This window comes from Salmonella sp. 32020114201800008SM (assembly GCF_017572025.1).
Taxonomy (GTDB): domain Bacteria; phylum Pseudomonadota; class Gammaproteobacteria; order Enterobacterales; family Enterobacteriaceae; genus Salmonella; species Salmonella enterica.
Window position 1 is genome coordinate 788,343 of sequence record NZ_JAGEQM010000001.1, and the last position, 20,821, is coordinate 809,163.

20 protein-coding genes and 1 riboswitch are annotated in these 20,821 nt (G+C 51.4%); of the genes, 9 read left to right on the top strand and 11 right to left on the bottom strand.

Going from position 1 to position 20,821, the window contains the following annotated elements:
* The first annotated feature begins 225 nt into the window (after positions 1-225).
* Together sdaA and J4613_RS03975 are read left to right on the top strand one after the other, a co-directional pair.
* A complete protein-coding gene (gene sdaA, locus J4613_RS03970; RefSeq protein WP_000624274.1) occupies positions 226-1,590 on the top strand; it encodes an L-serine ammonia-lyase in 1,365 nt (454 codons plus the stop codon).
* Between the two features lie 137 nt (positions 1,591-1,727).
* Entirely contained in the window at positions 1,728-3,329 is a 1,602-nt protein-coding gene (locus J4613_RS03975) for a cyclic diguanylate phosphodiesterase (protein ID WP_001192519.1), read from the top strand.
* 21 nt (positions 3,330-3,350) lie between these two features.
* Here the strand turns inward: J4613_RS03975 and yoaE are convergent, their stop codons facing one another.
* Positions 3,351-4,910: a CNNM family cation transport protein YoaE gene (yoaE, locus tag J4613_RS03980; protein ID WP_000421815.1), complete on the bottom strand. Its 1,560-nt coding sequence runs from the start codon at positions 4,908-4,910 to the stop codon at positions 3,351-3,353.
* A gap of 472 nt (positions 4,911-5,382) precedes the next feature.
* Here yoaE and manX point away from each other — a divergent pair, with 472 nt between their 5' ends.
* The 5 genes from manX to mntP all read left to right on the top strand — a co-directional run bounded on the left by manX (position 5,383) and on the right by mntP (position 9,561).
* Positions 5,383-6,351 (top strand): PTS mannose transporter subunit IIAB, encoded by a 969-nt coding sequence (manX, locus tag J4613_RS03985; RefSeq protein WP_000150523.1) that lies wholly within the window; start codon positions 5,383-5,385, stop codon positions 6,349-6,351.
* 52 nt (positions 6,352-6,403) lie between these two features.
* Complete coding sequence (manY, locus tag J4613_RS03990) at positions 6,404-7,204, top strand: PTS mannose transporter subunit IIC (RefSeq protein ID WP_000406918.1); 801 nt, start codon at positions 6,404-6,406, stop codon at positions 7,202-7,204.
* Positions 7,205-7,216: 12 nt separating this feature from the next.
* Positions 7,217-8,068 (top strand): PTS mannose transporter subunit IID, encoded by an 852-nt coding sequence (locus J4613_RS03995; protein WP_001518647.1) that lies wholly within the window; start codon positions 7,217-7,219, stop codon positions 8,066-8,068.
* Between the two features lie 58 nt (positions 8,069-8,126).
* Positions 8,127-8,585, top strand: a complete 459-nt coding sequence (locus tag J4613_RS04000; protein ID WP_111742327.1) for a DUF986 family protein — start codon at positions 8,127-8,129, stop codon at positions 8,583-8,585.
* A gap of 196 nt (positions 8,586-8,781) precedes the next feature.
* Positions 8,782-8,883, top strand: a riboswitch (yybP-ykoY riboswitch).
* Between the two features lie 111 nt (positions 8,884-8,994).
* Positions 8,995-9,561, top strand: coding sequence for a manganese efflux pump MntP (gene mntP / locus J4613_RS04005; protein ID WP_001518359.1), 567 nt, complete (start codon positions 8,995-8,997; stop codon positions 9,559-9,561).
* Here the strand turns inward: mntP and rlmA are convergent.
* The 6 genes from rlmA to mgrB all read right to left on the bottom strand — a co-directional run bounded on the left by rlmA (position 9,558) and on the right by mgrB (position 13,913).
* Positions 9,558-10,367 (bottom strand): 23S rRNA (guanine(745)-N(1))-methyltransferase, encoded by an 810-nt coding sequence (gene rlmA, locus J4613_RS04010; RefSeq protein ID WP_000010923.1) that lies wholly within the window; start codon positions 10,365-10,367, stop codon positions 9,558-9,560. The two genes, mntP and rlmA, sit on opposite strands and share 4 nt — an antisense overlap.
* Positions 10,368-10,432: 65 nt before the next feature.
* Positions 10,433-12,178, bottom strand: a complete 1,746-nt coding sequence (ftsI, locus tag J4613_RS04015; protein WP_000730322.1) for a peptidoglycan glycosyltransferase FtsI — start codon at positions 12,176-12,178, stop codon at positions 10,433-10,435.
* A gap of 219 nt (positions 12,179-12,397) precedes the next feature.
* The gene (gene cspE, locus J4613_RS04020; RefSeq protein WP_001062678.1) at positions 12,398-12,607 is read right to left on the bottom strand and encodes a transcription antiterminator/RNA stability regulator CspE; all 210 of its coding nucleotides are present in this window, start codon (positions 12,605-12,607) and stop codon (positions 12,398-12,400) included.
* Positions 12,608-12,619: 12 nt separating this feature from the next.
* Positions 12,620-12,763, bottom strand: a complete 144-nt coding sequence (locus tag J4613_RS04025) for a DUF2627 domain-containing protein (protein WP_001537930.1) — start codon at positions 12,761-12,763, stop codon at positions 12,620-12,622.
* 648 nt (positions 12,764-13,411) lie between these two features.
* Positions 13,412-13,699, bottom strand: a complete 288-nt coding sequence (locus J4613_RS04030) for a YebO family protein (RefSeq protein WP_001000660.1) — start codon at positions 13,697-13,699, stop codon at positions 13,412-13,414.
* Positions 13,700-13,769: 70 nt separating this feature from the next.
* The gene (gene mgrB / locus J4613_RS04035; RefSeq protein WP_000714547.1) at positions 13,770-13,913 is read right to left on the bottom strand and encodes a PhoP/PhoQ regulator MgrB; all 144 of its coding nucleotides are present in this window, start codon (positions 13,911-13,913) and stop codon (positions 13,770-13,772) included.
* Positions 13,914-14,070: 157 nt separating this feature from the next.
* Between mgrB and yobH the strand changes: the two genes are divergently transcribed.
* A complete protein-coding gene (yobH, locus tag J4613_RS04040; RefSeq protein WP_001236777.1) occupies positions 14,071-14,310 on the top strand; it encodes an invasion protein YobH in 240 nt (79 codons plus the stop codon).
* Between the two features lie 211 nt (positions 14,311-14,521).
* Here the strand turns inward: yobH and kdgR are convergent, their stop codons facing one another.
* Entirely contained in the window at positions 14,522-15,313 is a 792-nt protein-coding gene (kdgR, locus tag J4613_RS04045; RefSeq protein ID WP_001262195.1) for a DNA-binding transcriptional regulator KdgR, read from the bottom strand.
* Between the two features lie 175 nt (positions 15,314-15,488).
* On the opposite strand from kdgR, the gene J4613_RS04050 reads away from it, so the two are divergent.
* Complete coding sequence (locus J4613_RS04050; RefSeq protein ID WP_000416130.1) at positions 15,489-16,862, top strand: MFS transporter; 1,374 nt, start codon at positions 15,489-15,491, stop codon at positions 16,860-16,862.
* A 47-nt stretch (positions 16,863-16,909) separates the two neighbouring features.
* Here J4613_RS04050 and htpX read toward each other — a convergent pair whose 3' ends face one another.
* From htpX to proQ, 3 genes are all read right to left on the bottom strand, one after another.
* Positions 16,910-17,791, bottom strand: a complete 882-nt coding sequence (gene htpX, locus J4613_RS04055; RefSeq protein ID WP_000984498.1) for a protease HtpX — start codon at positions 17,789-17,791, stop codon at positions 16,910-16,912.
* A 193-nt stretch (positions 17,792-17,984) separates the two neighbouring features.
* Positions 17,985-20,033, bottom strand: coding sequence for a carboxy terminal-processing peptidase (gene prc / locus J4613_RS04060; protein ID WP_001091237.1), 2,049 nt, complete (start codon positions 20,031-20,033; stop codon positions 17,985-17,987).
* A gap of 19 nt (positions 20,034-20,052) precedes the next feature.
* Positions 20,053-20,739, bottom strand: a complete 687-nt coding sequence (gene proQ, locus J4613_RS04065; RefSeq protein ID WP_000431401.1) for an RNA chaperone ProQ — start codon at positions 20,737-20,739, stop codon at positions 20,053-20,055.
* Positions 20,740-20,821 lie beyond the last annotated feature (82 nt).

Here is a 20,821-nt window from a genome sequence, read left to right on the forward strand (position 1 = left end):
CAATCGCCTCCCCCAAAGAGGCAGCCTGAAGGGCAACGTGTATATACTTAACTTTACGTGCGCAAGACACGACTTGAGATTACTGTCGCAATATTAGTAAAAACGCGGTTATTCATTAGTTTAATTCATGTGAATAGTTAAGCTGATGCCAGCGTTCCCTCTTACACTATGCGCAGTTATAACATCGTAACCGGAAACCCCGGTTGCCCTGTCAGGAGTATTATCGTGATTAGCCTATTCGACATGTTTAAGGTAGGGATTGGTCCCTCCTCTTCCCACACTGTTGGCCCGATGAAGGCCGGTAAACAGTTCGTCGATGACCTGGTCGAAAAAGGATTACTGGATAACGTTACCCGCGTCGCTGTCGATGTCTACGGCTCGCTGTCGCTGACGGGGAAAGGTCACCATACCGATATCGCCATTATTATGGGTCTGGCGGGTAATGAACCCGCTACCGTGGATATTGATAGTATCCCCGGTTTTATTCGCGACGTCGAAACGCGCGAGCGTCTGTTACTGGCCCAGGGACGTCACGAAGTCGACTTCCCGAAAGATGACGGAATGCGTTTTCACAACGGCAATTTGCCGCTGCATGAAAACGGGATGCAGATCCACGCCTGGCATGACGACACGGTCATTTATAGCAAGACGTACTATTCCATCGGCGGCGGCTTTATCGTTGATGAAGCACATTTCGGCCAGGAAGCGACGAATGAGGTTACTGTACCTTATCCGTTTAAATCGGCGAAAGAAATGCTGGAGTATTGCAACAGCACCGGCCTTTCACTCTCCGGCATGGTGATGCAAAACGAACTGGCGCTGCATAGCAAGAAAGAGATTGAAGAGTATTTCGGTCACGTCTGGCAAACCATGCAGGCTTGTATTGATCGCGGTATGAATACCGAAGGCGTTCTGCCGGGGCCGCTGCGCGTACCGCGTCGCGCCTCCGCGCTGCGTCGTATGCTGGTTTCCAGCGATAAGCTTTCCAGCGATCCGATGAACGTCATTGACTGGGTGAACATGTTTGCTCTGGCGGTGAACGAAGAGAACGCCGCAGGTGGTCGCGTCGTGACGGCGCCAACCAACGGCGCGTGCGGCATCGTGCCTGCGGTACTGGCTTACTACGACCATTTTATTGAGTCTGTCAGCCCGGATATTTACACCCGCTACTTCCTGGCGGCAGGCGCTATTGGCGCGCTGTATAAGATGAACGCGTCTATTTCCGGCGCGGAAGTCGGCTGTCAGGGCGAAGTCGGGGTCGCCTGTTCGATGGCGGCGGCAGGCCTTGCTGAACTGTTGGGCGCCAGCCCGGAACAGGTTTGCGTTGCCGCTGAAATCGGCATGGAGCATAACCTGGGGCTGACCTGCGACCCGGTTGCCGGTCAGGTGCAGGTGCCGTGTATTGAGCGTAACGCCATTGCTTCGGTTAAAGCGATCAACGCTGCGCGTATGGCCATGCGTCGAACCAGCGCGCCGCGCGTCTCGTTGGATAAAGTCATCGAAACGATGTACGAGACCGGAAAAGACATGAACGCCAAATACCGTGAAACGTCGCGCGGCGGGCTGGCTATTAAAGTCCAGTGTGATTAAACGCCGTTTCCCCTCCCTTCGCCCATCTGCTACGGATGGGCGAAATTTTTATCTCTTCCTCGTCGACTCCACGTTTCCCCACTACACTTGCTGTGTCGCGGTTGGCTTTTGTCGCCAACGCTTATTGGGCGGCCCGCATGCAAACAGCACAACGGATCATCAATCATTATCGCCGTAATCGTTTCATTGTTTGCACGATTTGTGCACTGGTCACGCTCATTCTTACGCTGAGCATCCGATTTATTTCGGAGCGGAACTTAAATCACCATCGCACGGTGGCATTCGCGAATCATGCCGTTGATGCGCTGGATAATGTGCTGCATCCTCTCCTGGTCGGACGAAACATACTGCTACCCTTACTTGAGCTTCCGTGCGCGACCGCGCATTTGCCGTTGCGTAAGCAAGCCGCCCGCCTGCAAACCATTCGTTCTATCGGGCTGGTAAAAGAGGGAATTCTCTACTGCTCAAGCATTTTTGGCGCCCGTAACACTCCCATACGCCAGCTTCAGCCCGATCTTCCCGCAGCTGGCGATCTGCTGCTACTTTCCACGGACCAATCGTTACTCAAGGGAAGCCCGATCCTCATTCAGTGGTATCCCGCCTCTGCCGATGGCCAGGATGGCGTGATGGAAATTGTGAATATTGACTTGCTGGCGACTATGCTACTTGAGCCGCAGCAGCCGCAAATTACCAGCGCCAGCCTGACGGTCGGCAAACGGCACCTGTTATATGGTCGGGGCGTGGTCGATACTCTTCCGGAATTAAAAAAAGATGAAGAGCGTTACCAGCTTTCATCGCGGCATTTCCCTTTTACTATCAGCGTCAGCGGGCCGTCGGCAGGCGTACTGGCGTTCAAACATCTCCCGACACAGTTACCGCTGGCCGTATTGCTTAGCCTGTTGATCGGTTATATCGCCTGGCTGGCAACGGCCAGCAGAATGAGCTTTTCCTGGGAGATTAATCTGGCCCTTGCCGAACGGGAGTTTGAGCTATTTTGTCAGCCGTTGCTTAATGCCCGCACGCAGCAGTGTACCGGCGTTGAGATCCTGTTACGCTGGAATAACCCGCGCCAGGGCTGGATCTCACCGGATGTTTTTATTCCTATCGCCGAGGAGCATAACCTGATAGCGCCGCTGACCCGCTATGTGATTGCGGAAACCATTCGGCAGCGGCACTACTTCCCCATCAACCATCAGTTTCATATCGGCATCAATGTGGCGGCAAGCCATTTCCGACACGGCGTGCTTCTCAAGGATCTTAATCAGTACTGGTTTAGTGCGGAACCTGTTCAGCAACTGGTGCTGGAGCTCACGGAACGCGACGCGTTGCTTGACGTTGATTACCGCCTGATGCGCGAGCTGCATCGTAAAGGCGTGAAGTTAGCCATCGATGATTTTGGCACAGGAAACAGCTCGCTCTCCTGGCTGGAAAAACTGCGGCCGGATATTTTGAAAATCGATAAATCCTTCACCGCCGCCATCGGTACCGATGCGGTCAATTCAACGGTGACCGATATTATTATCGCGCTGGGGCAAAGACTGAATATTGAACTGGTTGCGGAAGGGGTCGAAAACCAGACGCAGGCACAGCATTTGCGCCAGCATGGCGTGCAAATGTTACAGGGCTATCTCTATGCGAAGCCGATGCCCATTAGCGAATTTCCACAGTGGCTGGCGGGCAGCGCGCCGCCGCCCGCCCGGCATAACGGACAGATTATGTCCGCGATGCCGCATCTATAGACTTGATTCCTGCGTGTGACGTCATTCCTCTTCGTCGTGGGCAGGCTGTTCTTTAACAATTCGAACCAGATCGACACGATAGTCGTTGGCCTCGACAATGGTGATCCGCAGGGGCGGAACATCAATGACATCGCCAACACGAGGAATATGGCCATTAGCGGCGATCACTAACCCCGCGACCGTCGCAATATCGCCCTCTTCGTTCACCAGATGGTCAACTTCCAGCGCCTGCTGTAGCGCATGGAGATCGGTGCCGCCCTTCACTATCCAGCCCTCGGCATCGGCAACGATTTCCGGCGTTTCATCGGCATCCGGGAACTCACCGGCAATCGCTTCCAGCACATCCAGCGGCGTAACCAGCCCCTGCACCACGCCGAACTCGTTAGTGACGATAACGAAACTGCCGCGCGCGCGACGCAAAACGCCTAACAGATTGATAGGATCAAGCGTTTCCGGCACCACTATCGCCGGGGAAGACGCGGCGATAGCCGCAACGTCCGCGCCCTCTTCCAGCGCCACCAGCAACTCTTTCGCGCGAACGATACCGATAATTTCATCCAGCTCGCCCCGACATACCGGGAACAGGCTATGCGGAGAAGAGAGTAACTGCTGACGGATTTCAGCTACGCTGAGATTCGCATCCACCCAACTAATTTCGCCTCGCGGCGTCATAATGCCGCGCAGGGAGCGCGACGCCAGAGTCAGTACGCCGTTAATCATGTAGCGTTCTTCTTCGGCGAAGGCGCCTTCCGACACCGATATCGCGGCCGGGCTATCCGTCTCATGTTGCGTACTCGCCTGGCGTTTACCGCCCATCAGACGCAGGATAGCGTCCGCAGTACGCGCGCGCAGCGGCAACGTGGACTGATGACGAATAAAGTTGCGGCGCGCAATCTGGTTAAACACCTCGATAACTATCGAGAAACCAATTGCCGCGTACAAGTAGCCTTTCGGAATATGGAAACCAAACCCTTCCGCCACCAGGCTCAAGCCGATCATCAGCAGGAAACTCAGACAGAGCACCACCACCGTCGGATGCTGGTTGACAAAACGGGTCAGCGGTTTTGACGCCAGTAGCATCACCGCCATCGCAATCACCACCGCCGCCATCATAACAGGCAGATGGTTTACCATACCTACCGCCGTAATCACGGCGTCCAGCGAGAAGACCGCATCCAGGATGACAATCTGCGTGACTACCACCCAGAAGCTCGCATAGCCTTTACCGTGTCCGGTGTCATGCTCGCGGTTTTCCAGACGTTCATGCAGCTCGGTGGTCGCTTTAAACAGCAGGAATATACCGCCCAGCAGCATAATTAAATCGCGGCCGGAGAAGGTAAAATCCCAGACGGTAAAGAGCGGCTTTGTTAAGGTCACCAGCCACGAAATAATGGACAGCAGCGCCAGACGCATAATCAGCGCCAGCGAGAGCCCGATAAGACGCGCTTTGTCACGCTGCTTTGGCGGCAATTTATCGGCGAGGATCGCGATAAAGACCAGGTTATCGATACCCAGAACAATTTCCAGGACGACGAGCGTGAGTAAACCCACCCAAATTGAGGGATCCATTAATAATTCCATGACAAGCTCCTGCTTAAGGAATGACTAAACGGCGCCCACAACATCTCAAAGGATGCAGGCGGTAACGCAATAAACAAAGTAAGGCTATGGCAAGATATGCCAGATTGACAGGCGCAAAACGGCCAAAGAGTGAAATGACGTCGGTGACGATCCATACAACGGGCTGCTGCCCTGTACCCCATTCTAATTAAACGGAAGCTAAACATAACAGAGACAACTGGTTTTTGGCAAAGATTTACCTTCCTTTGCAAAGAGATGTAACCAGGATATTTTACACTTCGAAATTTCTCATTATCGAAAACAAAATTACGGATCTCCATCACACAAAATATTTTTTTCGATATCTAAAATAATTCACGAAAATCATGCGTTTTTCGTTGTAACCCTCATCTGAATCGATTCGCTTGCGGACGGCGATTCAAAAAATACATCTGTCAAGTTGATGTGTTGACAATAATAAAGGAGGTAGCAAGTGACCATTGCTATTGTTATAGGCACACATGGTTGGGCTGCAGAGCAGTTACTTAAAACAGCCGAAATGCTGTTAGGCGAGCAGGAAAACGTCGGCTGGATCGATTTCGTTCCAGGCGAAAATGCCGAAACGCTGATCGAAAAGTACAACGCTCAGTTGGCTAAACTCGATACCAGTAAAGGCGTGCTATTTCTCGTTGATACATGGGGAGGCAGTCCGTTTAATGCTGCCAGCCGCATTGTCGTCGATAAAGAGCGCTATGAAGTTATTGCCGGCGTCAACATCCCGATGCTGGTCGAAACGTTTATGGCTCGTGACGACGATCCGAGCTTTGACGAGCTGGTCGCACTGGCGGTAGAAACCGGTCGTGAAGGCGTAAAAGCGCTGAAAGCGAAACCGGTAGAAAAAGCCGCGCCAGCGCCAGTCGCCGCCGCGCCAAAAGCGGCCACGCCGGCAAAACCGATGGGCCCGAATGATTATATGGTTATCGGGCTTGCCCGTATTGATGACCGCCTCATTCACGGTCAGGTCGCTACCCGCTGGACCAAAGAGACCAATGTCAGCCGTATTATTGTTGTGAGCGATGAAGTCGCGGCGGATACCGTACGTAAAACGCTGCTGACGCAAGTTGCGCCGCCGGGCGTTACGGCGCATGTGGTTGACGTCGCGAAGATGATTCGCGTCTACAATAACCCGAAATACGCCGGCGAACGCGTGATGCTTCTGTTTACCAATCCTACCGACGTCGAGCGCATCGTTGAGGGCGGCGTGAAAGTCACCTCCGTGAACATTGGCGGTATGGCCTACCGTCAAGGTAAAACGCAGGTGAACAACGCCGTTTCCGTCGATGAAAAGGATATCGAAGCCTTTAAAAAGCTCAACGAGCGCGGCATCGAGCTTGAGGTGCGTAAAGTTTCCACCGATCCGAAACTGAAAATGATGGATTTAATTGCCAAAGTGGCGAAATAACCGCCGGCATTTAATTAGCTTTCACACTTAAGATAGCAATAGGAGAAGTACAATGGAGATTACCACTCTTCAGATTGTGCTGGTGTTCATCGTCGCATGTATCGCAGGTATGGAGTCGGTACTTGATGAATTTCAGTTCCACCGTCCGCTGATCGCCTGTACCTTAATCGGCGCCGTTCTGGGGGACATGAAAACCGGTATTATCATCGGCGGTACTCTGGAAATGATCGCTCTGGGCTGGATGAACATCGGTGCTGCCGTTGCGCCTGATGCCGCACTGGCGTCCATCATCTCTACCGTTCTGGTCATCGCCGGGCATCAAAGCATTGGCGCCGGTATCGCGCTGGCGATTCCGCTGGCGGCGGCAGGCCAGGTACTGACCATTATCGTTCGTACCATCACCGTGGCATTCCAGCACGCGGCGGACAAGGCGGCTGAAAACGGCAACCTGACGGCGCTCTCCTGGCTGCACGTTTCTTCTCTGTTCCTGCAGGCAATGCGTATCGCTATCCCGGCGGTTATCGTTGCCATCTCCGTAGGCACCAGCGAAGTACAGGGGATGCTGAATGCGATTCCTGAAGTCGTCACAGGCGGTCTGAACATCGCCGGCGGCATGATCGTCGTGGTTGGTTATGCGATGGTTATCAACATGATGCGCGCAGGCTACCTGATGCCGTTCTTCTACCTCGGTTTCGTCACCGCGGCTTTCACAAACTTCAACCTGGTCGCACTGGGTGTCATCGGCGCAGTGATGGCTATTCTTTACATCCAGCTGAGCCCGAAATACAACCGTGTAGCGGGCGCGCCTGCAGCGGCTGCTGGCAATAACGATCTCGATAACGAACTGGACTAACAGGTGAGCGAAATGGTTGATATGACTAAAACTACCACCGAGAAAAAACTCACTCCGAGCGATATTCGCGGCGTATTTCTTCGTTCTAACCTGTTCCAGGGGTCATGGAACTTCGAACGTATGCAAGCGCTAGGCTTCTGCTTCTCTATGGTGCCGGCGATTCGTCGCCTGTATCCGGAGAATAATGACGCGCGTAAACAGGCGATTAAACGTCACCTGGAGTTCTTTAACACCCATCCTTACGTTGCGGCGCCGGTACTGGGCGTGACCCTGGCAATGGAAGAAAAGCGTGCGAACGGCGCAGAGATTGACGATGGTGCTATCAACGGTATCAAAGTCGGTCTGATGGGACCGCTGGCAGGCGTCGGCGACCCTATCTTCTGGGGTACCGTCCGTCCGGTATTCGCGGCGCTGGGCGCAGGTATTGCAATGAGCGGCAGCCTGCTTGGTCCGCTGCTGTTTTTCATCCTGTTTAACCTGGTGCGTCTGGCGACCCGTTATTATGGCGTAGCTTATGGCTACCGCAAAGGCGTCGATATCGTTAAAGATATGGGCGGCGGCTTCCTGCAAAAACTGACTGAGGGGGCGTCAATCCTCGGCCTGTTTGTCATGGGGGCATTGGTTAACAAGTGGACGCATGTGAATATCCCGCTGGTGGTCTCCACCATCACCGGTCAGGATGGTCAGACCCGCGTTACCACCGTGCAAACCATTCTCGACCAGCTGATGCCGGGTCTGGTTCCGCTACTGTTGACCTTTGCCTGTATGTGGCTGCTGCGTAAGAAAGTTAACCCGCTGTGGATTATCGTGGGCTTCTTCGTCATCGGTATCGCCGGCTACTCCGTAGGACTGCTGGGTCAGTAAGGCTGTTGTACACTACCGGGGCCAAACGGCCCCGTTTTTTTATTTCTCTGGAGGATAAATGACTATCACGGACCTGGTGCTGATTCTCTTTATTGCCGCATTATTGGCTTACGCTCTCTACGATCAGTTCATCATGGCCCGTCGCAATGGCCCCACTCTGCTTTCTATAGCCCTGCTCCGCCGCGGTCGCGTAGACAGCGTTATCTTCGTTGGGCTGGTCGCCATCCTTATTTATAACAACGTAACCGGCCACGGAGCGCAGATGACCACATGGTTATTAAGCGCGCTGGCGTTAATGGGGTTTTATATATTCTGGATCCGCACGCCACGGATCATCTTTAAACAACGTGGCTTTTTCTTCGCCAATGTCTGGATAGAATATAACCGTATTAAAGAGATGAATTTATCGGAAGACGGCGTACTGGTGATGCAATTAGAACAACGACGCTTGCTTATCCGTGTACGCAATATCGACGATCTGGAAAAAATATATAAACTTCTTATTGAAAATCAATAGATTAAGATATATCCTCAACTATGTTTTTCGAATTTTATTTCGAATCATAATATAGCTAAGGCTATATTTTCTATTGACCAATTGTTATTTAATTTAACGTTTTATTGATGAATAAATCTAAATGAAAATCGTTTTCAATTAGAAGGCAAATAATATTTTATCGCTGTTGTTTTATATTCTAAAAATATGTTAATGTTGCGCCGTCAATTGGGGAGTAGCCGATTTCCAGACTCCGGAAATGTACGCGTCAACATACTCGTTGCGAAACGTGGCGCGTACGGACCAGCAGCCGCTGGTCAGGCGAGACCATAGGCGCATCAACTGCTGTGTATTTCGTCACAGAATGGCGACATGCATGTTTGCTGGGGGCAGTGATGTGTTTAATGGATACCCCGGTCAGGACGCTGTCATGCACTTTACTGCTACTGTTCTTCTCGCTTTCGGCATGTCGATGGATGCTTTCGCGGCATCAATTGGCAAAGGCGCCACCCTACATAAACCCAAATTCTCAGAAGCGTTGCGTACCGGTCTTATCTTTGGCGCGGTTGAAACGCTGACCCCGTTGATCGGCTGGGGGCTGGGGATATTGGCGAGTAAATTCGTTCTGGAATGGAACCACTGGATAGCCTTTGTTCTGCTGATCTTTCTGGGCGGACGCATGATCATCGAAGGTATCCGCGGCGGTAGTGATGAAGATGAAACACCGTTACGTCGCCACAGCTTTTGGCTATTAGTCACGACGGCTATCGCGACCAGCCTCGATGCGATGGCGGTTGGCGTCGGTCTGGCGTTTTTGCAGGTAAACATCATCGCTACCGCATTAGCTATCGGTTGCGCCACGCTTATCATGTCCACCCTCGGAATGATGATCGGTCGCTTTATCGGCCCAATGCTGGGTAAGCGTGCTGAAATTCTCGGCGGGGTCGTACTGATAGGAATTGGCGTCCAGATCCTCTGGACGCATTTTCACGGTTAACGGTTACGCTGCCAGAGATGAAGGTTGAAATCCGTCTGGCAGCTAAGTCCGGCGCTGGCAGCCAGTTGTTCCCACACGTCTGGCCTGGCGCGCCAGGCAAATGGCGTCATTTGCAACAGTGCTACAGCCGCTTCGGCGGTGAGCTGCATGTGATAAGCAAGGCGGGTACTCTGCTGCAATGTGAATCCGTCGAGCTGCTCGGTATACGGCGCATGTAAACGCACCTCATCATAAATGAGCCCTTTTAGTTCCATCAGATGATGCGGCCCCGGCGTGGCGGTAACGACCCAACCACCAGGTTTCACCACGCGCGCCAATTCCTGCGCCTTACACGGGGCGTAGATTCTGATCACCGCATCCATTGACGCATCGGCAAAGGGCAGTCGATGGCTTGACGCCACACAAAACTTCACCTGCGAATAGCGTTTCGCCGCCGCTTTGATCGCCGTTTTAGCAACGTCCAGTCCAAACGTGGTGACTCCCGGCAACGCCTCGGCAAAAGCATGAGTGTAATACCCCTCGCCGCAGCCGATATCCAGAATCGCCGTGGCCGACTGATCCAGCCGCTCGCGCAACAGGTTAATCACGGCATCGCGCAGCGGCTGATAATGGCCTGCATCAAGAAACGCTCTCCTCGCCTGCATCATTTCGGCGCTGTCGCCCGGATCGCGCGAACGTTTATGCTGTACCGGCAGCAGATTGATGTAACCCTCTTTCGCCACATCAAACTGATGGCGCTGTGGACATATAACGCTGTTATTAATCTGCGTAAGCGGCTGATGGCAAAGCGGACAGGTAAACGACATGACAACTCCGGACTGGGGCGCTAAAGGGCGCAAGTGTAACGCGAATTGCGCCCCGGGAAAATCCTTTACGAACCCGGAACCGCAACGTGGCTGCCATGCATCACCAGAAGGTGATCTGAATCGGCTGGCATACCGTCTGGCTCAACATTTTCCAGCCGCAGCACATCGCCCATGATCTGGCTGAATACGGGCGCAGATACCGCGCCGCCATAATAAGCCCCGTTTTGCGGATTATTAATCACCACCACCAGCGCAAATCTGGGGTTACTTGCCGGCGCGACGCCTGCGGTATATGCCACATATTTATCGACGTATTTACCATCATCGCCAATTTTTTTCGCCGTCCCGGTTTTGACCGCAATACGGTAGTCTCTTACTGCGGCTTTTGTTCCGCCGCCGCCAGGCAACGCGACGCTCTCCATCATATGTTCCACCTCGTGCACCAGTTCTTCCGGCATTACCCGCGTGCCGATCACGGGCGGATCAACTTTGGTGATCGATAACGGACGGTAGATACCAAAGCTGCCAATCGTGGCATAAACATGCGCCAGTTGCAGCGGCGTCACCATTAATCCATAGCCAAAAGCGAAGGTAGCGCGATCTAAATCACTCCAGTAACGGCGTTTCGGTAATAACCCGCTGCTCTCTCCGGTGAGACCCAGTCCGGTAGGCACGCCGAAACCAAAGCTTTTATAAGTATCCATTAATTTCTGCACCGGCATCGCCAGAGAAAGGTGAGAAACGCCGGTATCGCTGGATTTTTGCAAAATGCCGGTTAATGTCAGTTCCGGATAGTAACCGACGTCGCGGATACGGTGTCCATCGAGAGTAAAAGGATGGGTATCGATAACGCTGTCCGGCTGCACGATGCCCTGCTGTAACGCAGTCATAATGACCAATGGCTTCACAGTAGAACCGGGTTCGAAGGTGTCGCTAATCGCGCGGTTACGAAAATCGTCCAACTGCGCGCCTTCACGGTTGTTCGGGTTGAAATCCGGGTAGCTCGCCATCGAGAGAATTTCACCCGTTGGGATGTTAATCAATACGGCAGCGCCGGATTCCGCTTTGTTCCAGATGACGGCGTTATCCAGCGCATCTTCGGTAACCGTTTGCAGACGTTCATCAATGCTAAGCTGAAGTTCATGAGCAGGAACCGGATTCACTTCCGTAATGTTCTCAATAACGTGACCAAATTTATCTTTACGCACCAATCGGGAGCCCGGTTTTCCCGTCAGTTGCGCGTTAAAGCTCTTTTCAATACCTTCTATTCCCTGCCCGTCGATATTGGTAAAGCCGATCAAATTGGCCGCTACGTGTCCGGCAGGGTAAAAACGGCGCGACTCTTCCCGCAGGTTAATACCCGGTAGATTCAGTTTATCTATCCATTCGGCTTGCTGGGGTGAAACCTGGCGCGCAAGGTAGATAAAACGGCCTGCCGGGTTACTGTTTACCCGTTCCGCAAGCGTACTGAGAGACAGATGCAGGGCGCTGGCCAGCGCCTGCCAGCGCTCATTGTAGCCAACGCCGCCTTTGCTTATGATAGTCTTCGGATCGGCCCAGACAGCATTAACCGGAACGCTCACCGCTAAGGGTCGCCCTTCTCTGTCGGTGATCATGCCGCGTGGAGAGGCCGTGGTCACTTCACGAAGCGAGCGCATATCTTCTTGTTTCACCAGTTTCGACGGCGTAACAATTTGCAGCCATGCCACCCGCCCTAACAACAATGCCATACTGAGCAGAATGGCAGTGCAAAGTAGTGCAAAACGTATGGGCGTAAAATTACGGGTATCGCCGTCGCTTTTCTTTTTCACCTGATCTCCAGCCGAATCATTTTTCAGGTGATTGATTTAACGGGAAACGGCCGGAAAAACCAGAAAAAACAATGCTAATAACATCGCGCCTTTGCAACAAATCGCTAACGAGAGCGCATCCAGACACATTTTGAAGGATATTGAATTAAAAAGCCCCGCTTTTAGCGAGGCTTTATATCTGAGGCTGACGCGACAAACGCATCAAATCAGTGGTGTCGATCAGATAGCTGTTACGTTAACAGCAGCCGGACCTTTCTGGCCGTCCTGAATTTCGAACTCAACGTTCTGGCCTTCAGCCAGAGTTTTGAAACCATTGCCCTGGATAGCGGAGAAGTGTACGAACACATCTTTGCTGCCGTCAGCCGGAGTAATGAAGCCAAAACCTTTGGATTCGTTGAACCACTTAACTTGACCTTTAATCTTTGCCATTTGCAAAATTCCTTAGAGTGTTTTCTTTGCCCGTAGGCATAACATAGATAAAACTGAGACATTACTGCTTGAGGCACTAATATAAGGTTCGGCAGAGAAGCGGTATTCAACGTCAACGTGTTTACTCAGGACTTCTTTACTGAAAATGCCACACATAAACAGAACTGTACCTCGTTTAACCCAAAGCCTGTTATCACATACAACGTTAATTATGGCAAGCCATTTTTAAACGTGTCTCGATCCGTCGCACAAATTACGAGAACCTTCACAAATTGACAGCACGTTTATGCAACAAAATTGCGAAAGATATATCCTCACGCGCTGACGGACTCCTGACAACGTCACTGCTGAAAAGCCATTTTTCTACCATAGCTCAATAACTTCGCTTCTTCCAGTGCATCAAATCACATTTAAAAGCTGTATTTTTCATATCACTTTTTATGCTGAGTTATGCATAAATTGTCACAATGATAAAAAACACCTTTTAATCAAAATAATAGAAAAGAAAAGCGATTTTCGACACCGCTTTTTGTGATGTTCTGCGTCTTTACAGAATGCCTTAAAATAATGAACAAACAATGACAATCCATAAAGAGAGAGAAACGTTTCGCTTTTAATAGAGAATGAGCGGTATCACAAAATTGACATATGTCCATTTGTTATACATATAAAACTATGTTGCATATAAAGCCATATATTAGGTAAGGTGTTGATGCTGTAGTATCAGTTGCAAACGGCAACGCGGAGAGATCCGACGGGGAAATGGGGCGTATGGCACTGGCGCCATTTGCGCCCCGGTAAGCATTATCGTTCAGCAACCAGACGAATGATGTCCTCATCCTCTTTCGGTTCGCTTGCCGCTGTTGCGGGTTCCGCTTCTTTTTCTGGTTCGTTTGCTTCGCAAAGGCGGCGTAACAACGCGTTTTGCCGCTTCTGTTGATCCAATAACGCTTCGAGCAGTTCTATCTGCTCGTTGGCACGGGAACTTGCCCGGTTGACAAAGAACCAGAGCGCCAGCCCCACCACCAAAACCACCATTGATACTATTAAAGATGCAAGAGAAAACGCACCAGAGTTTAAAACGTCGTTCATTTCACCACCTCGATGTAGAGACGTCATTCTACCACTGCTACACGGGAAGGAAATCTCTGGTGTAAAACGTTTACCAGGGAATAAATTTATTGATGGCGCAAATACCGCTGAAAAATTGTACATCCTGATCGCACATGATATTAAACACCTGCGCCCACAGCAACAGGCATACTACCACCACGATGCCGAGAACGACCCATCGAAATTTTTTCACTCCACTCTCCGATTTTACATCTTATGTCGCTAAATTATCATGAGTTACTTAAACCAGGAGTAACTGTAGCGGCATTATATGTTTTTAGGAATGATTCACTTGTTTCAATCAATGTACACGCTACTCTTATTCTAACTAAAAAAGAAAAGAGGTAGTAATGCGTTTGATCATTCGCGCAATTGTATTGTTTGCCCTGGTGTGGATAGGCCTGCTGATGAGCGGCTATGGCATCCTGGTGGGAAGTAAAGTGAACGCTGCGGGGCTGGGTTTACAGTGCCATTACCTGACCGCACGCGGCACCAGCACGGCGCAATATCTCCATACCAACAGCGGCATTATCGGCTTTTCCGACTGTCCCATTTTCAGAAAAATCGCCACCGTGGTGGATAATGGCTAAGCGGCAATAAATAATTTCACAGTGAAACTATCACCAATAATTCCCCTATATTGGCTGTTGTTCATAAGTACTGTTAAATAATATTTTAATAACCGTTAAATAAGCCGACAGATATTATCTACTTTTACGATTTCATCCCACCCGATGTTATAAAAAAAGCAGCTACATTTTTCGTAGCTGCTTTTTTTTAACGTCATGCTAATAACGTTGCTTAGAAGGGATAATCGTTGTAACCCATTTGTTCAGAAATTTTACGCGCGGCGGCGTGTAACATAGCCACATATTCCTGTAGGCGTTCTTCTGAAAAACGCAGCGTCGGGAACGAAATGCTTAACCCTGCGATGACTACGCCAAAACGGTCAAATACCGGTACGCCGATACAACGTAATCCTTCTTCCTGTTCTTCGTTATCTTCACCGTATCCTTGCGCACGCACTTCATCCAACAGCGGCAGCAACGCTTCAGTGCTGGTAATCGTGCGTCCCGTGCTTTGCTTATACTCTACGCCGTCGAGAATCTGCTTAACCTCATCACGGTCGCGCCAGGCCAGAAGCACTTTACCGATGGCCGTACTGTACAGCGGATTACGACGCCCAATACGTGAGTACATCCGCAGATTGTACATAGAGTCAATTTTATGGATATAGACAATGCTGTCTTCATCCAGCGCGCCAAGATGGATAGTTTCTTTTGTCAGACGAGACAGTTCGCGCATCTGAATGTCCGCACTGCGGATGAGATCAACATTTTGCAAAGCTCGCGCGCCCAGCTCAAACAGCTTTAGCGTCAGAGAGTATTTTTCAGACTCCCCCTCCTGAGCCACGTAGCCCAGCGTTTTCATGGTTTGCAAAAAGCGATAAACGGTGCTTTTCGACATCATGACGCGCTGCGATAGCTCGGTAATCCCTATTTCACGCTCTTCACCCAGCGCCTGCAGAATGCCGAAAACTTTCAGCACAGAAGATACAGAATCAGGCTGCTTATCCAGATCTGCGTTTGCCATTTATCACCTCATTACGAGCGTTTTATAAAATTCAGAACGAGTTTTTATTATAATTTCACGCCAGGTCGCCCGCAATCCATCTTTGCTTACTTCGTTACAAATCTGCGACATAACAACTCAGTATTAATGCTAACATTATTATTCAGCTCATAATTCCCCTTATTACAAAATACTTATGGAAAAAACACGGGCCGATGGCCTGCCCCTCCCGCAGAGATACGGCGCTATCCTGACGATTATTATCGGTATTTCGATGGCGGTTCTGGATGGCGCAATCGCTAATGTCGCGCTGCCAACCATTGCGACTGATTTACATGCCTCCCCTGCCAGCTCTATCTGGATTGTCAATGCGTACCAAATCGCCATTGTCGTCTCACTGCTTTCCCTGTCTTTTTTAGGCGACATGTTTGGTTATCACCGGATCTATAAATGTGGTTTAGTGGTATTTCTGCTTTCATCATTGTTTTGCGCGCTTTCAGACTCGCTGCAGATGCTGACGCTGGCGCGCATCGCGCAGGGATTTGGCGGCGCGGCGCTCATGAGCGTAAACACGGCGCTGATTCGTCTTATCTATCCCCAGCGTCATCTGGGACGAGGCATGGGAATTAACTCTTTTATCGTCGCAGTCTCTTCCGCCGCGGGTCCGACGATCGCCGCGGCGATTTTATCCATCTCATCATGGAAATGGCTGTTTCTGATTAATGTCCCGTTAGGTATCATCGCGTTAATTCTGGCCATCCGCTTTTTACCAGCAAACATCGCCCATGACACTAAGCCGCGCTTTGACTTACCGAGCGCGGTAATGAATGCGCTCACATTTGGCCTGCTGATTACCGCATTGAGCGGCTTTGCCCAGGGACAGTCGCTAACGTTGATTGGCGCAGAGCTGCTCGTTCTGGTCGTGGTCGGGTTTTTCTTCGTGCGCCGCCAGCTTTCTTTGCCCGTCCCTTTGTTACCCATCGACTTGTTACGCATTCCGCTTTTTTCACTCTCGATCGGCACGTCAATTTGCTCGTTCTGCGCGCAAATGTTAGCCATGGTCTCGCTACCTTTTTATCTGCAAACCGTGCTGGGCCGTAGCGAAGTAGAAACCGGCCTGTTATTGACGCCCTGGCCGCTGGCAACGATGGTGATGGCGCCGCTGGCGGGATACCTGATAGAACGTCTTCATGCCGGTTTGCTGGGGGCGCTGGGAATGGTGATAATGGCAGCCGGGTTGTTTGCGCTGGTCATGTTGCCAGGCACCCCCTCCGATCTGAATATTATCTGGCCGATGATCCTTTGTGGCGCAGGGTTTGGCCTGTTCCAGTCGCCGAATAATCACACCATTATCACTTCCGCGCCGCGTGAGCGCAGCGGTGGCGCCAGCGGGATGCTGGGCACGGCGCGACTGTTAGGCCAAAGTACTGGCGCCGCGCTGGTAGCGCTGATGTTGAACCAGTTTGGCGATAGCGGTACGCATCTTTCTCTGCTCGCAGCGGCGATCCTGGCGACTCTCGCGGCGGTGGTGAGCGGTTTACGTATTACGCAACCACGCGTTCAGGCGTAAAAAAAGCGCGTCATTCGACGCGCTTTTCATACTTGCCAGTGGGCTTATTATTTCAGGTACTCACCGCTACGCAGCGCTTCAATGCGTTTATCCAGCGGTGGGTGCGTCATAAACAGCTCGCTTAACGATTTCGATTTACCGTTAATACAAAACGCCATCATGCTGGTCGCTTCTTGCGGCTCGTAGCTGGTTTTCAGGCGCTGCAACGCGGCAATCATTTTTTCACGGCCAACCAGCTTCGCCGATCCCGCATCGGCATGAAACTCACGGTAACGGGAGAACCACATGGTGATGATGCTCGCCAGAATACCGAAGACCAGTTCCAGCACCGTCGCAACGGCGAAATAGATTAGCGGATTACCGTTACTTCCTTCGCCTTCATCGCGGTTGCCGCCCAGAAAACCAGCAGCAATTTGCGCGATAATGCGCGAAATAAAGATAACGAAGGTGTTAACCACCCCCTGAATCAACGTCATCGTCACCATATCGCCATTGGCAATATGGCTGATTTCATGCGCAATGACGGCTTCCGCTTCGTCAGGGCTCATGTTTTGCAACAAACCGGTGCTCACAGCGACCAATGAGGCGTCACGGCGTGCGCCCGTCGCAAACGCGTTAATGTCCGGCGCATGGTAGATAGCAACCTGCGGCATGGCGATACCGGCCTGGCGCGCTTGCGTTGCTACGGTGTTCATCAACCAGCGTTCTCTTTCATTGCGAGGCTGTTCAATAACTTCCCCTCCTACGGATTTTAACGCCATCCATTTGGACATCAGCAATGAAATAAAAGAACCGCCAAAACCAAACAGCAGCGCCATGATCAGCAAGCCTTGCACGCTGCTCGACTGTATCCCTGTCAGGCTCAGAACCAGCCCGAAAACGACCATCACGGCCAGGTTCGTCAGCAGGAAGAGCGCGATTCGCATCATAATTTTCTTTTAACCTCAATTTAACAAAGCGCACTATGCGATTACCCACATCGTATGGGTCTTATGGCTATTTTCAAGCATCACCAGGCGGTAAGTCACGAGAAAAACACAACTTTACATTTTGTAGCATTATCCTGACGACTTCTGCGCTTGTTAAAAAAAAACAGGCACAATTTTTTGTGCCTGTTTAGCGTTACTTATTGGCTGCCGCCTGCTCCGCTGGTTTTTCTTTTTCAAGATGCGCCAGGTCCAGAGCAATCTTCACCGTTTCATCAAGGTACGGGTCCGGCTCCTGGTAATCCTTTGGCAGATCGTCCAGTTTCTTCAGCAACGGTTTACCCTCACGTTTAAACCGATCGTTAATACGCGCCAGACGCAGAGCGTCTTCTTCATTGTTCTCTTTCTCACGCTGCGCATAATTCAGAGAGACGATGTTGCGCTTATCCTTCATGGCATTGAAACGTGCGATATCCTTCATGATGTACTGAAACTCAGGATCTTTGGCGATACGCGCGTTGTGTTCTTTCAATAATTCCGGGCCAAACGGGGCCAAATCGTCCGATTTCACGTATTTCGCCGCATCAATGCTATCCCACGGCAAGGCGTTATCTTCAAATTTTTCTCCGGTTTCCGTCTCTTCATTGCCGGTCGGCATGATGATATCCGGCGTGACCCCTTTACGCTGCGTACTACCGCCGTTGACACGGTAAAACTTCTGAATGGTGTACTGCACCGAACCCAGCGCAGGCCATTCCGGGCGAAGCATCTGATCGTAAATTCGGTTTAGCGAACGATATTGCTGTACCGTACCTTTACCGAAGGTCGGCTCACCGACAATCAGCGCGCGGCCATAATCCTGCATCGCGGCAGCGAAGATTTCCGATGCCGAGGCACTGAAACGATCGACCAGCACCACCAGCGGGCCTTTGTAGTAGACCACGCCGTCGGTGTCGCTATCCTCACGCACTTTGCCGTTATTGTCGCGCACCTGAACTATCGGACCAGAAGGGATAAACAGACCGGAAAGCGAAACGGCTTCCGTCAGCGCCCCACCGCCGTTTGAACGCAGATCGATAACGATGCTGTTAACGTTCTGTTTTTCCAGCTTCTGAAGCTGAACTTTGACATCATCGGTCAAGCCAACATAAAAGCCTGGAATATCCAGTACACCAACTTTTTCCTTGCCGACGGTTTTCACCGACATTTTAACCGCGCGATCTTCAAGACGAATCCGTTCACGCGTCAGCGTGATAATACGCGTTTTCGTCCCTTTGCCAGCCGGCAGTATTTCCAGTCGAACCTTGCTGCCTTTCGGCCCTTTGATCAGCGCCACCACATCGTCAAGACGCCAGCCAATAACGTCGACCATCGGTTTTCCGGCCTGCCCTACGCCGACGATACGATCGCCGACGCTAATCGACTTGCTCTTCGCTGCCGGGCCGCCGGCAACCAATGAGTTAATGACAGTATAATCGTCATCCATTTGCAGCACCGCGCCGATACCTTCCAGAGACAGGCTCATTTCGGTATTAAACTGCTCGGTATTGCGGGGAGAAAGATAATTCGTATGTGGGTCGATTTCACGCGCAAAAGCGGTCATCGCCAGCGAGAACACATCTTCACTGTTGGTCTGCGCCAGGCGGCGAATAGCGAATTTGTAGCGACGCGTCAGCGTTTCGCGAATTTCTTTGTCGCTCTTGCCGGTGAGTTTCAGACTGAGCTCATCGAATTTCACTTTACCATCCCACAGCGCATTTAGCTCAGCCTCATCTTTCGGCCAGGGCGCTTTACTGCGGTCCAGGTTAAACGTATCGTTTCCGGTGAAATCCATTGGCCGTTCCAGCACTTTTAGCGCGTACTGGTAACGTTCAAACCGGCGCTTTTGCGCCAGGTTATAAAGATCGTAAAAAACATCCAGCTTACCCGTGCGCAGCTCATCGCCCAACACGGTTTTCTTTTTCGCAAACTGCTCGACATCGCTCGCCAACAAAACGTTGTGGCTATAGTCGAGAAGATTCAGATAGCGATCAAAAATCTTTGCCGAAAATGCCTCATCCAGATCGAACTGGCGATAGTGGGAGCGGGTAAAACGCGACGTTACGCGCTCGCTCACCGTCGCATGTTGCGTCTCTTCCTTTAGTACGGGAATTTGATCGGCACGCGTAATATCTTCCACGGCGAAGGACTGGCCTGCTAATGCAAGCAGGCCAGCTAACGCGGTAAGCCTAAAAAAAGTGTTCATGCCAGGCCTGGCCTCCGTTTCAGAACACCAGGTGTTCTGCGCGTACAATCAAAGACATACCCGAATTCAGCTGTACACGGACACCATCTTTGGTGATTTCTAATACGGTGGCATCCATCGCATTATTACCCGCTTTCACCTTGAGGGACTGCCCTACGGTCAATACTGAAATATCAGAAACCGGCGTGTGCTTCTCTTCGCGAGGCGCACGCGGCGCTTTCGTCGTCGGTTTATCAGCGCGAGGTTTACGTTCAGCGCCTTCTTTACGACGCGCTACCGGGCGAGGTTTACGCTCGCGTCGCGGCGCGTCTTCTTTTTCGCCAGCCGCCGCGGCAGCTTCGCGTTTTTTCGCTTGCTGCTCTGCGCGCTGCGCCTGAACACGGGCTTTGGCTTCTTCAAGCTGCTTACGCGCATGTTCGACATGCTGTTCTTCCAGCTCGCCGCACGGATTGCCATCAAGGTCGACGCGCGTTGCGCCCGGCTTAACGCCGTACAGGTAACGCCAGCTTGAAGTATAAAGACGTAAAGCGGAACGAAGTTGCGTTTTGCTGAGGTTCATTTCGCCCCCAACTCGCTCTACCAGATCCTGAAAAATACCAATTTTCAGCGGGCGAGCTTCGCCTTCCGCACTAAAACAGTGAGGAAAACGCTCGGCCAGAAACGCGATAACTTCTTTACTGCTATTCAACTTAGGTTGATTTTCCATGAAATTTCCTGATTACAACGGACGTAGCCAACAAGCAGCAGGCATGAACAGGCGTCATTATAATGACGCCATCAGTAATTGC